The sequence below is a fragment of the Acetivibrio sp. MSJd-27 genome, assembly GCF_018918095.1.
GTDB lineage: Bacteria > Bacillota > Clostridia > UMGS1840 > HGM11507 > HGM11507.
This window is the reverse complement of the sequence record NZ_JAHLPV010000003.1, coordinates 101167-115666: the sequence shown is the minus strand read 5'-3', so window position 1 is coordinate 115666 and position 14500 is coordinate 101167. Positions and strand designations below refer to the sequence as shown.

Genomic DNA, 14500 nt, shown 5'->3' with positions numbered 1-14500 from the left:
CGCCGGTCCTTTTTGTCATCTCTTTTTTATTCATCGGCGTAAAATTATCAAAAAGTACAAAAAGTGAAAAATATTTTGCAAGAATCTATATACAAAGATGCTATAATAAAAGTACCAATAAAATAAAAGGAGAAATCAAGATGAGAAAGACAAAAATGCTACTGAGCGTACTTCTTGTGGTTTGCCTGTGTATGCAGTGCTTTGCGGTACTCGGTTCAGCGGAGGGCTTCCAGTCTGAGAAATTAAATTCTTTGACAGCCAGCGAGCCGGTCAAACTTGGAAAGCCGATCAGTGACGTCCAGATTTTAGGCAGTACAACCCAGGTGGATGAAAACGGTGAGACGATCGTGTATGCGGTCACTTCAGGTCCTCCAGCTATCTTTTTTGCATATAATGTGGATCAGGCGAAGGTGACGGTTCAGCATGAGCTTACCAATGTTGTAGACGGCAAAGATTTGCCGGCAAAAGTCAGCTATGCGGTTGATATGGGGCCGGATGGTATTATCAATATCGCAACGCAGGCCTACTGTAATTTCTACCGCTATAATCCAAAAACGGATGAATTGAAGGGGTACGGGGCGGTATTTGAAGAAAGCGCCGTCATGACGCAAGGCGTCTTCGATTCGGAGGGCAACTACTACTTTGGTACATATCCGAATGCTATGCTGGTAAAATACAATGCAGCGACGGATAAGCTTGAGGCAGTCGGTTCCAACATGGTCGTCGGAAAGTATGTCCGTTCCATGGGCGTCTATAATGACAAAATATTTATGGGCAGCATGGGAGATCCGGTCGCGAATTTTGTGAAATACGATGTGAAAACAAAAAAGACAACCGAAATGAAAAATCCCGCACTGGACGGAACATTCACGGAAAGTGACGTCAACAATTTCTATGCGATTTCAACAGCCGGCAAATATCTGTTTGCAAGATGTAAAATTGCAGGTTCTGTAAACGCATACTATCTGTGTGTGTTTGACATGGAAAAGGAAGAATGGGTTGACTATATTCCCAAAACACTGCACTTGCACTTCACGGATTTTGACGGAGATGTTGTTTATTTCCATAACATCCCCGCCGGTGCAAAGGAATCCCATTTGTATTCTTACAATCCAGCTACAAAAGAGATAAAAGAGTTCCCTGAAATTAAAATGGGTACCGGCCAGTATTTGGTTAGTCCTAAAGTTGTAACTTTAAAGGATCAGACCAAATATCCGGGAAAATCTATCGTTGCCGGCGGGGGCACAGAGGGAATTGTTATCATTAATCTGGAAAAAAACAGTGTTGAATTGATAAAAGATGTACTTCCTGCCAATACGACACAGATACGGACTCTGAAAGCAGGTATCAACGATGAATTGCTTGTCAGTGCATATATGGGGTCAAAGGCGATTGTTTTCGATACGAAAACAGATAAAAATAAATTGGAATTCCCCTCCCTTCAGATTGAGGGTATTCGGGAAATTGACGGCTTATATTACTGCGGCATGTATGGAAAGGCAAGACTGCAGGTATATGATCCCAGCAAAGCGGTGAAAACAAATGAGAACCCCAAATATGTTGCGAACATGGAAGAACAGCATCAGGACAGAGGTCTTGTCGTGGTGGACGGCGGCGAGGACGTTATCTGGGCTTCTATGCCGGACTACGGCAGACTTGGGGGCGCCATTGGATTTTACAATAAGGAAACCGGGAAAACCCGGGTGGTGGCAGAACCAATCAAAAACCAGAGCGTAGGCGGCGTGGCGGTCAAAGACGGAAAAATCTATGGTTCCACCTATGTTTACGGCGGTCTGGGAATTGATCCGATTGACGCACCGGCAAAGCTTTTTGTGATGGATTATGCAACCGGAAAAGTGGAAAAAGAAGTAGATATTAAGCTGACAACTGACAAAAAGACGCAGTACTATGCAGGGGAAGCAAAATTCGCTCCCAATGGAGAATTGATGGTAGCAACACAGAAAACCCTTCTTTTTGTTGATCCGGCCACATTGAAAATCAACAAAGAAGTTTCGATCGGAAACTCTGAATTGACCTTAACAAAGACGAGAGCGCTTGTCTATAACCTTGCGGTTGGTCAGGACGGACTTCTGTATACAAACATCGGCAACCGGATTACTGCCGTTGATATGGACACCAAGGAAACAAAAGAACTGTATAACAAAGGAACGAATACATTGGATATTGTGGAAAACGGAAATCTCTATTTTGTAGATCCCGATATTGTAAGCGTATCCAAGATTGTGCTGTCCCACGATGCAAAATCAGCGGATACCGTCCTTGCGAAATCCGTTGCATTGATGCTTGGCAAAACGGAAGCACTGGTAAAAGGAGAAGCGAAGCCGATTGATGCCTCCGGAGCGGTGAAAGCTACAACAATTGAGGGAAGAACAGTAGTCCCGGTTCGCTTTATCGCAGAAAGCTTCGGTGCGGAAGTGGGCTATGACGAAGCAACGGAAACCGTTACCGTAAAACTCGGCGACAAGGAAATCAAAACGGTGATTGGCGAGAAAAAGATTACCGTCAATGGGCAGGATATTTCCATTGATGTGGCTGCCTTTACGGATGAGAATGACCGTACCTTGCTTCCGCTTCGTGCCTTTGTCGAAAGCGGTTTAGGAAAGACAATTTTCTGGCAGGAGACAGGCGTTGATCAGGGACTTATTGTGATAAGTGACGGAGAGGCGCTCAATGCAGAGGATGATAAGGCGATTATTGAAGAGATCGTAAATAAATTCAATTAAATATCACAAGAATAAGCAGTCGTCATGGAATTTTAACGATTCCATGACGACTTTTTGTTTTGATAAAATATTCTGTCCATGGATAACCCATCTCATTTATGAAATAATCATCCATATGGATGATAGAATGATGGATTGCTTTTTTTGCAGGAGAAGATTAAAATAAAAGCAAAAGCGGGCTGTTTCCCGCTTCTTATATGGCAGTGCTTCCTTTTTTGGAAGCGGACGGCGGCGCCGTCCAATCGCTGAATCATAGTAGAAAAGCTTTTGTAAAAATAGCAGAATGGAGCATAAAAATGAAAAAAATTGCTTTTATTGGTGCAGGAAGTTTTGGATTTACCAGAAATCTTGTCAGGGATCTTCTGACCTTTGACGCGTTTCAGGATTGTACCATATCTCTGATGGATATCGATCCGGACAGGCTCTCTTATATAGAAAGGGCTGTAAAACGCCTGGTGGCGGAGAAAAACTGCGATGTGAAGGTGGAAGCTACGGCGGACAGGGCGAAAGCCTTGGAAGGTGCGGACGGCGTTCTGATTACAATTCTTGCAGGCGGTGTTCATGTATGGCGGTATGATGTGGAGATTCCCATGGAGTATGGAGTTGACATCAATGTAGGAGATACCCGGGGACCGGCAGGAATTTTTAGAGCTCTGCGCACCATTCCGGTTATGTTGGATATCTGCCGTGATATTGAAAAGTATGCGCCGAATGCTATTGTACTGAACTATACCAATCCGATGGCTATGCTGTGCCGTGCGATGCAGAGCGAGACCAGCCTGCAGATAACCGGCCTTTGCCACAGCGTACAGAAAACGGCAGGTATGCTTGCAAGATGGATTGGAGCGCCGATAGAGGAAATCACTTATCTCTGTGCCGGGATCAATCATCAGGCGCACTATCTGGAATACAAATGGAATGGAAAAGACGCCTATCCATTGATTCGGAAAGCGGTGGAAGAAAGAGAGGAGGTTTACAGGGAAGAGAAAGTACGCAATGAGGTGTTTAAGCATCTGGGATATTATGTGACAGAATCCAGTGGACATGACAGCGAGTATAACCCGTGGTTCCGCAAACGCAAGGATCTGATTGAGAAATACTGCATCGGGAGTACAGGATGGAATTCAGGGGAACATGCTTATATTCTAAAAACTTATCTCGAGCGGGAGGATACCTGGAAGAAAGACATGGATGAATGGTTTGAACAGCCGGTGGACTTTGCCCGTGGAGATGAGTACGCCTCCCACATATTTAATGCCGTTTTTGGTGATAACCGGATATTTGAATTCAATGGAAACGTCCGTAATTTCGGATTGATTGATAACCTGCCCTATGGCTGCTGTGTGGAGATTCCGGTGGTGGCGTCCAAACGCGGACTGGTTCCCACAAAGGTGGGGAAACTGCCGCCTCAGCTTGCCGTTCTTAACAATGTCAACGCGATGTGTGAGGAGATGGCGGTGGAAGGCGCGCTGAGCGGAAATAAGGATCTGATATACCAGGCGATTTATCACGATCCGCTCACCTCGGCGGTTCTCGGGCTGGCAGAGATCAAAGAGATGACAGACGCTATGTTTGAGAAGAACAAAGAATATCTGAAGGATATGTTTTAAATCGTATCGAGACGGGCAATTAAGATACTGGGGACGGGAAACGAAAAAAAGGATTTCCGGAATAGGGTATGAAATATTAAAAAATCAAAAATTGCAGAATGAAAAAAAGATTCATTCGCCAATTTTGGAAAAAAATCAAAATTTATTTGAAAAAGTTGGATTCATTTAAAGTGGCAATTTTGAAAAAAGAAGAAAAAACAAAAAATAGAAATATGAAAGAAATGATTTTCAAAAAATGCAATTTTATAAAATTAGAAAACGACTCAAATAAATTCTTTGATACGAATCAATCCCGCTCAGCGCTAATAAAAAACAGATCAAACAAATTGTTTTTGTCGAAAAATGGAAAATGAAATATGCAGGATTTGTCCTTCTTGAGATACAAAAGGAAATTTCTGAAAAATATTTTAACAAAAAATGCAGTACGCTTGGCAAAAAATTCACTTCATTTATACCGCAATATTTGTTATATTGATGGTACAGGAAAGAAGAATTGGATAATTATAAAAAGGCAGTATTTGAAAAAGAGACAGTTCCTCTTGCAAATTCAATTTTTATAAAAAATGCAGTTTGATAAGCAATGCTATTCCGGAATGGGGAGATTCAGAAGAAGACTGTACTTCATTCTGCCGGTTGCAAAAGAGGAGGACTCTTTTGTCTCTTAGCTATCTTGTACACAAAATTTATATTATAAATGTGTGAAATGACAAGGAGGAAAATTATCATGAAGAAGACAGTTTCCATTTTATTGGCCTGTGTTATGGTTCTGGCGTCCTTCGCTATGGTTTCGGCGGCGGACAGCACGCTGAGCACATACGAGTTCAGTCAGCCGGAAAAGCTGACGCAGCCAATCAAAGCAACTACGTTGTTAAACAGTATCTGCAGCATGGAGGATGGGAAACCAATCCTTTGTACAACGGCTTCCGGGGATCCGGCAAAGTTTAATGTGTTTGACTTGGAAAGCGGCACACTTTTAAGAAGCTTTGATATTCCGGTTGGAAGAACATTCTGGACACATCAGACGGATTCAAAGGGCAATGTCTATTTTGCCGGTTTCGTAGGTGTAAACCTTTACATGTATTCCCCGGAGACAAAGGAAGTAAAAGATTTAGGAAAAGTCTCCACGGAAACTGCAATTTGCCAGATTGCCATCGACGACCAGGATAATGTGTTTATGAGTACATATCCCAATGCAAAAATCGTGAAATGGGATCCCAAGGCACAGAAAATGATGGATCTGGGGAACCAGCTGCCGGGTGAAAAATATATCCGTGCTCTGGCATACCATGACGGATATCTCTATGGCGGCGGTGCGGTCATCGGCACAAAATTCTTTAAAATTGATGCAAAGACCATGAAGAAAACGATCATTCCCGGACCAAAGCTGAGTTCTGCGTTGAAATCCTATTATGCATGCACGGTTGCTGGCGATAAAATCCTTATCTGGTGCGAGACTGAAAGCAGCGGCAATGAGTTCGCTATTTTTGATACCAAGACCGGCAAATTTGAAGAGCAGATTATTCCGGCGGCACATGGTCCGTTTGCCACCCATGAAATTGACGGTTATTCCTATGTTTCAACAAAGAACGGTGTTGTAAGCTATGAACTGGCTACCGGAAAAATAACTCCTCTCGGATGGAGTTTCGGCACCGGCTTCCGTGGCGGCAGCGTTGTTGAACTGAAGAACAACCCGGATTTCCCGAATAAAACATTTGCGCATGTTACATATGGCGGAGACATTTCCTTGATCGACTTTAAAACGGGCAAGAGAATTCTGTTCCAAAACAAACTGGACGCTGTCGGGACAAAACTGGTTGGTCTAAAAGCTTTGGAAAACGGCAATGTAATGTATTCTGGGTTAATGGGACCGAAAGCGGTTCAGATAAATCCAAGCACACTGGAAGAGGTAACTTCATTTGAAATGGGACAGTCTACGGCGATTGCTGAAATAGATGGAAAAATTTATTTTGGATCGTATCCGAGTTGTTCTATGAGCGAATTTGATCCGGCAAAAGAAATCAAAAAGAATGAAAATCCGAAGCAATTGTTTGAAGTAGCAAGCCAGGGACAATCCAGACCGATGAGAATTGTTGACTGCGGTGATAAGATTGCAATGTCTACCATCGCAGACTATGGTAAAAAAGAGGGCGCGGTTGTGCTCTATGACAAAAAAACCGGAAAAGCGGAATGCTACAAGAATATCATAAAAAATCAGAGTATTTCCGGCCTGACCTATAAAGACGGAATCCTTTACGGCTCCTCTACCATATTTGGCGGATTGGGCGGAGACAATGATACGCTGGAACCGTCCGCAAAAATCTTTAAAATGGATGTGGCAACCGGTAAATTGCTGACAGAGGTTGTTCCGCAGTTCAAAGAGGTGAAAGGCGCCATGAAAATGGCAGGTGATCTGGTCTTTGGTCCTGACGGACTGCTCTGGTGCACATCGGATGGATTGATTTTTGCAATGGATCCAGCTACTCTGGAAGTGAAGAAGGAAAAAGATGTAAAGGGATATGACTGGAACCGGTATTCCAACAGATGGGATCCCTATGACATGCATTTTGATGAAAACGGCATGCTCTACTGCGTACCCAGAGATACACTGGTCGTGATGGATCCGGAGACGATGGAAACGAAGGATGTGCCCCTGAACGGAGCGAAACCCAGTCATTTTGATTTAGGCAAGGATGGTTACCTGTATTACTTTGATGTGGATTATGCATACCGCATTAAAATTCCATCCTCCAATACAGCGGATAATAATGTTGTCCTGATGCTTAACAGTCAGAAAACATTGGTAAAAGGTACCGAGACCGCTTTGGATGTACCTGCGACCACTGTGAATGACAGAACGGTTGTCCCGGTTCGGTTTATCTCAGAATCCTTCGGCGCGAAAGTGGACTGGAATGAAGCGGAACAGAAAGTGACCATCACCAAGGACAGCACAACCATTACCATTGTTCTAGGCGAATCCAAGATGGTGAAAAATGGAACCGAAATTTCTCTGGATACTGCGGCATTCACACAGAATGACAGAACACTCCTTCCTTTGCGTGCCGTTGCCGAAGCGCTGGATAAACAGGTATTCTGGAAAGAACTCGGAACCGACTCCGGCTTGATTGTTATCGGTGACACCATGCTGGACGAAACCAAAGACAAAGACAAGATTGACGAATATATCGCCAAATTACAATAAGCATTATGGCAAAGGACATACTTTCTGGTATGTCCTTTGCACACTTAACAGACAGAGGTGAGTAAGTATATGGAAGGTCAAAAAGAAAGCGCTCTGCTGAATAAAAATCCGCTGTTTCCCTTTCGCATCACCTGGCAAGGGCTTGAAAATCAGAAAATTTTTTCACTTCCCCACTGGCATGAATACATGGAACTTATCTATGTCACGAAAGGCAGCATCCAGATTGGGGTAAACGGGGAGGAGATTCTTCTCAATGAGGGAGACATCGCCTTTTTGGGAGAGCATACGGTTCATTCGTCCTATAAACCGGAAGGACAGCTTGGAATTTCTTTCGTACTGTTCTTTGATTCCACTCTGGTATCCAGCATCAATTCCAATGTGCTGGAAAGCAAATACATCAAATCTTTTCTGAGCGCATTTGGATCCAAATATAATTACCACATTATCCGCAATGAAAACAGAAATACCGAATTGTACGATATTCTAAGCGGTATCTACCGAGAGTTTTTCGGCAAACAGGAAGCCTATGAATTGGTGATCAAAGGCTATCTATATCAGATGATCGCCTGTTTGATCCGGGAAAATTGCATCAAAATGATTCCGGAGGAATTCAAGGAAGAACATATCCAGCAGGTGGAGAAGTCGCTTAAATACATAGAGGAGCATTACAGCGGGGACATCTCGCTGCATAAGCTGGCGGAGGAGTGCAACATCAGTTACCACTATTTTTCCAAGATATTCAAAAAAGTAACGGGGAAAAATTATAAGGAGTATATTGATTTTGTGCGGGTAAACGAAGCGGAAAAGCTGATGTTGGAGGATAATTACAGCATTTCTGAAATTTCGTATAAAGTGGGCATTCCGGACCAAAGCTGCTTTTACAGGCTGTATAAGCGGGTGAGAGGCTGCTCACCGACTGAATTCAAAGCAAAGATGAAAAATGCGTAAAAAGACAATGAAAGAGGGAAGCGTGTTGGTTGAAAAAGAGAATGCCCTGTTCAATGAAAACCCTCTGTTCCCTTTCCGTATTGCCTTGCAGGGAGTTGGAGACAAAAAGCTGTTTTCTCTTCCGCACTGGCATGAATACATGGAATTGATTTATGTTGTGAAGGAGAGCATTCTGGTTTCCATTAACGGTGAGAAATATACCCTACAGGAAGGGGATATCGCTTTTCTGGGTGGTCATACCGTGCATTCGACGGATAAGAAAGAGGAGCTGGACAGCGTGGCATTTGTATTGTATTTCGACTCCAGCCTGATCAGCATGGCCAATGCCAATGTTCTGGAAACCAAATATATCAAATCCTTTCTGGGTACGTTTGGTTCAAAATACAACTACAAAATTATTCGGAATGAAAAGAAAAAAGTTGACTTAAGTTCCGTATTGGCCGGAATGTATCATGAATACATGGCTGGGAAGAGCGCTTACGATCTGTTTATCAAAGGATATATCTATCAAATGATCGCTCTCCTGATTCGTGAAAAATGCGTGGCCGTTATGCCGGAGAACTATAAGCAAGAGCACGTCAGGCAGGTGGAAAAATCCTTAAAATATATTGAGGAAAATTACAGCAGGGATATTACCCTGCAAAGGCTGGCCGAGGAATGTAATGTGAGTTATCACTATTTCTCCAAAATATTCAAACAGGTCACCGGCAAAAATTATAAAGAGTATATCGACTATGTGCGGGTGACGGAGGCAGAGAAATTAATGCTCACAAACCGTTACAGCGTATCAGAGGTATCCTACAAGGTTGGCATTTCCGATCAGAGCTGCTTCTACCGTCTTTATAAAAGGGTGAGAGGCTGCTCCCCCACAGAGTTCAAAGCAAAAATGAAATATATTTAAGGTAAGGAGAGAGTATTATGAAGAGAACACTAAGCATCTTGCTGGTCTGTGCTGTTATTTTAAGCGCAGCGGCATTTGCTCCTGTCGTCGGCCTTTCCGCTGACGACGGTACAGTAGAAATCCCCATATTGAACGGGGATTTTGAGCAGAGTCCAGCAGTGGACATTTCACAATATAAGTATGAGCATGCCATTCCGGGCTGGGAGGTGGAGTACCGCTCCATGCCGAAATCGGATATGACGCCCGAACCCAGTGAAAAGCTGTTTCACCAAATCATAAACGGCAATTCCAAAAACGGTACCGGGAATGACACAAACGTTGCTCACATCTATGACAACTGTGACGGCAACACCTCCCTGGGCAATCATAGGTACGGCCAGATTATCATGGCGTCGGACTATATTGAGCTGCCGGCTTTGGGCGAAACGGCGTCAATCGATTACAATCTGATTTTTGATTATATTGCACCGGACTATGATAAAAGCAATGGTCAGGATTTGTTTGTGAAAGGCGTTGCCCGTATGTGGGCCGGCGTTATCTTCTATAATGATTCCAACCAGTTCTATCATGAGAAGAATGGTGCATGGACAACAGTACCCACAGGCGAGCGTCCTTTAAATTCCCAATGGAACGACGGCTGCCGGGTGATCTATCAAGCTTCAGGCGGCGATGTAGCGATCAAATCCGGAGAGTGGGGAACCATTCAGCAGCCGAAAACCGCTCCTGTAGGAGCTACCAAGGCGAGAATTCTATTCAATGCCAACGCCAACAACAAGTTTGATTTCGCCGTGGACAATGTAAGGTTTACCTATTCCCCCAAGCAGGCTGCCAAGATCACCAACAGCGAATTTGAAGATACCCATGTGATCCCTGGCTGGAGCCCCTATTTCAACACCAGCTTTGACGCGAACGAGTATTATACCCTTTCCAATGACAAAGCGGCGGATGGTTCGGCGGCCTTGGGAATCCATAAAGATGTAACCAATAAAGGTGTTTATATTTATTCCGATCCCATCCTACTCCCCGAGGGCGATAAAACAGGGAAATCCTTTCAGGTCACCTTTGATGGCAGGTCAGAGAATGGCAAAACACGGGGAAGATATGTGCTGCAGTTCTATCAGAACGGTGCGGACGGAATCCCGGGGACTTCCGATGATAAGGTTCTGACAAATAAGGGAACCGGCGGAACCACCGGCATCGCTCCGGCTGTATACAACTCAGAAACAGGAGAACTCACCGGTGGACAATATCTGGGTGTCAGCGACAAGTACGCTTTGTCCGGGACCGACAACTATCGGTTTGCCTATCAGGAACTGACAAACAACTGGAAGACTTATAACTATCCTGTGAAATACGCCAGCAACGCCGGGGATTACGACTACGTGCGGATGTCTTTTTACCAGGTAGTCAATCAGGGCGGAACCTCCGCTTACTTTGACAACCTTGTGATCGAATATGGGGACGACGCTTCCGGCTTCGCGCCTCTTTCCATACGGAATGCTGATTTCGAGGAGCCTATGGAGGTTCCCGGCTGGTCGGTTTACAACGGGGTAGAGACCGACGGAACCATAGCCTACATGGCGTCCGACGACAATAAATTAAGCGGTCATCTTTCTCTGAAGCTGGTGGACAAGGATCCCGGCAGAATGATCGGGATGTGGTCGGAGCCTATCGATGTGATTTCCGGACTGACCTATAACCTCAGCTTCCGGTATAACGTTCAGAGCTCCTTGGCCTATGACCTGAAGTTCTTTAACGCGACTGGTCAGGTTTACGATACCCAGCGCGGTGAATTTGTCAACGCGGATGCGGCTGTGCTTACCGAACAGGGTTCCGTTGAATCGGTGAAAACCGGCGAAACGGCGGATAAGAGCAAAGAATATCTGGCTCCAGAGGGTGCTGCCTATGTGAGAATCTGCTTCAACACGGTGGAAGCAGGGGACAACAGCACCAGCTGTTTTGATAAGGTAGAGCTGAGCTCCTCCGTGCCTGCCGGTTTAACCGTTCTTCAACCCTATCTGGAATGTGATGGAGAACGGGTGACCGACATGTCTGTGCTTTCTGCCGGGGATGTTGTTCAGGCAAATGTAAACTGCTACAACAATACCACCGAGGATGTGACAATCCGTCTTATCCTGGTAAAATATGACGCGAACGGCGCACTGGAAAGCATCCAGTCAAAGCCGGCCGTCCTTGCAGGACGCGATCCGGACGCCGTGATGAACGAGAAGGTCAACGCCAACGTCCAGATGGAGATCCCGTCGGAGGGCGGCAGCATCAAGATTTTTGTATGGGACAGCTTTATAGGGATGAACAATATGGTGAATCCTACAAGTATTACATATTGAGGGAGGGCTGAAAAATGTTGAGATGGAAAAAGACAGCAATACTTCTGGTATTGATGATTCTGGTAAATACTGTCTGCTTCGCGGCAAGCTTTTCAGATATTGAAGGGACAAATTGTGAGCAGGCGGTGGAGGCTCTCTCTGGACTGGGAATTATGAAGGGATACAGTGACGGCACCTTTAAGCCCGATGCCAATATAACCAGAGCGGAGTTTTCGGCAATGATCATCCGCATTCTGGGATTCGATGAGGAATCACTGGACAAAACCGTTTCCGTGTTTGAGGATGTAAGTACGGAACACTGGGCATGCGGCATTATCAATGCACTGGCAGCCAACGGCGCCGTGTCCGGCTATGATGACAAAAATTTCGGCCCGGACGACAATATAACCCTGGAACAGGCTTTGAAAGTGATTGTGGAAGTTTTGGGATACGGTCCTCTTGCAAAAAGCAGGGGCGGATATCCCGGAGGCTATATTGCGATAGCAAACGACATGGGTCTGCTCTCTAAGACAAACGGGACTTCCTTCACCGAGGCTGCCTCAAGAGGCGTGGTAGCCAATGTACTGTATGCGGCGACGGATGTACAGATCTATGTGCAGAACTCCTTTGGCGGCAATGATATCTCCTTTGAGAAAAGAGGTACTGTGCTGGAAGAGTACATGGGAATCATCACTTACAAAGGCAGAGTTGTTGAGAACTATTTTACTTCCCTGACCGGTACCGGCTCTCTGGCGGAGGATCAGATCCGGCTCAGACAGAAAAACGGCACGGAAGTTATCCTCAAAACAGGCGAGACCAACGCAATCGATCTGTTTGGGTACAATGTAATTGCCTATGCGAAGGAAAGCAAAGATGATCTCAATGAACTCCTCTTTCTCATGAAAGATCCGAAAGGCACAAACGAACTGGTTCTGAAAGCGGATCAGATTGAAGCGTTCGGCGGTGGGGAATTGACCTACTACAAGGATCCCCTGGAGAAAGACAAAGAGTTGAAGGCGAAGGTTTTAAGAGGAGCGGATGTTATCTATAACGGGGTGGCTTATCCGGAATATACCGATGCGGATATGCTCATTAAAACCGGTGATATGACACTTATCGATACAGACAACGACAGTGCGTATGACCTGATTTTGGTAAATGAATTCAAAACGGTTGTAGCAAATAAATATGTTTCCGTTAACACGACCTTGGTGGATAAATATTCGGCATCGCGGAATGTTCTCTTCGACGAGGAAGATACACTGAATTATAATAAATTTTATAAGTTTGACACCGAGATGTCTATCAGTGTGCTCAACGAATGGGATGTGGTCGCTGTTTACCAGTCCAAAAACACCTCGGGCGTAAAAGTCAGCAAGCTCTATGCTTCCAACGATGAGGTTTCCGGAACCATTGAATCACTCACAGATGAAGCTGTGACAATTAACGGTCAGACTTATCAGATTTCAGAAGAGTATAAGCAATACCAGGATAAAATAGGGAATTTAGTGCTTGGCAACAATACAACTATTCTGCTGGACAGAGACGGAAAGGTAACCGGCATCAAAAAAGGAACCACTTCCGCGTATCAATATGCTTATGTGATTGGCGCGGAATCAGAGGACTTGCTGGAAACTGTTACATTGAAGCTATATACTCAGGAAGGTATTCTGGACGTATATGAAGTGAAATCCAAGATTGAGCTGGATGGACAGACAGGTGTTTCCGGCATGAAAGCCATTGAGGCTCTTCAGAATGCGAAAAACGTTTCCGCCGGTGGGGATATCTCCCAGATGGTTCGCTTAAAAATCAATGAAGCGGGAATCATAACCGCCATAGACACCACTCTGCCAAATTCTGCGAATGTGGATGATCAGCTTACGATGGTTATGGATGCGACGTCTCAGGCTTACCGCAACGATTCAAAATCCTTTGAGGGGAAATTTATTTTAACCGAGAATAGTGTGATTTTTAGTATCCCCAACGATCTGTCCAAAACGGAATCTTACGGTGTTAAGACATATACGGACGTGACAAACGGATCCTATGATATCAAGGCATTTAATGTAAATTCCAAAGGCGAAATCGGGGCAGTGGCGCTGTTCGGCGATATCAAAGCGGAAATGGACAACGACGTGGCCTGGAGCGTTCTTTTGAAAAAGACTCAGGTTGCTTCGGATGACGGAGATATCGTGGACAAAATGTATTTCTTCAACGCCAAGAATCAGAGCGAGTATGAAGTGACAACCTCAGAACGCTCTGGATATTACAGCTTCCTGGCCGCTGACAATAAAGTACTTACCTATGAAGATATCCATCCGGGTGATATCTGCCGTGTTGCCATCAATCCGGAGGATAATACATTGCAGCTGTTAGAACAGATCTTTGACGTTCAAAAAAGAAATGAAACCAGCGGCGAATTAAAAATCCAGGGACAGGAGAACGGCAACTATGCGGATATGCTTCGAATCGTCAGAGGATGGGCAGTTAGCCTGGGAACCACTACTAGCCTGGTGAGGATTCATAATCCTGCTGGAGATCATTCCGCTTTGAAGGAAGTTTTTTGGAATTTTGAAAAATCGAAATTTGTCTATGTGGAAGAGAAACAGCCAGGTCAGTTCCGTGCCAGAACTGGGACAATCAACGACATCATAGATATCGAATCCGCCGGGGAAGAAAAGGCAACCTATCTGGTGGCGAAGAGCAGATACGCTGCAATGCAGGAAGTCTTTATCTATAAATTTTATGAGGAATAAACCGGAACAGACAAA

The 14500-nt window shown here is 44.7% G+C and carries 7 protein-coding genes; all 7 read left to right on the top strand.

Translation table 11 applies throughout. The annotated features are described in order from the left end of the window. Positions 1-140: 140 nt before the first annotated feature. On the top strand, positions 141-2744 hold the full coding sequence (locus KQI32_RS02125; RefSeq protein ID WP_216423753.1) for a copper amine oxidase N-terminal domain-containing protein: 2604 nt from the start codon (positions 141-143) through the stop codon (positions 2742-2744). Between the two features lie 296 nt (positions 2745-3040). After that, positions 3041-4354, top strand: a complete 1314-nt coding sequence (melA, locus tag KQI32_RS02120; protein WP_216423752.1) for an alpha-galactosidase — start codon at positions 3041-3043, stop codon at positions 4352-4354. Between the two features lie 724 nt (positions 4355-5078). Beyond that, a complete protein-coding gene (locus tag KQI32_RS02115) occupies positions 5079-7553 on the top strand; it encodes a copper amine oxidase N-terminal domain-containing protein (protein WP_216423751.1) in 2475 nt (824 codons plus the stop codon). A 69-nt stretch (positions 7554-7622) separates the two neighbouring features. After that, positions 7623-8501 (top strand): AraC family transcriptional regulator, encoded by an 879-nt coding sequence (locus KQI32_RS02110; protein ID WP_216423750.1) that lies wholly within the window; start codon positions 7623-7625, stop codon positions 8499-8501. Beyond that, complete coding sequence (locus KQI32_RS02105; protein WP_216423749.1) at positions 8494-9402, top strand: AraC family transcriptional regulator; 909 nt, start codon at positions 8494-8496, stop codon at positions 9400-9402. The genes KQI32_RS02110 and KQI32_RS02105 overlap by 8 nt, the downstream gene beginning before the upstream one ends. A gap of 17 nt (positions 9403-9419) precedes the next feature. After that, positions 9420-11750, top strand: a complete 2331-nt coding sequence (locus tag KQI32_RS02100) for a hypothetical protein (RefSeq protein WP_216423748.1) — start codon at positions 9420-9422, stop codon at positions 11748-11750. A gap of 14 nt (positions 11751-11764) precedes the next feature. Next, positions 11765-14485: an S-layer homology domain-containing protein gene (locus KQI32_RS02095; protein ID WP_216423747.1), complete on the top strand. Its 2721-nt coding sequence runs from the start codon at positions 11765-11767 to the stop codon at positions 14483-14485. Positions 14486-14500: the final 15 nt, after the last annotated feature.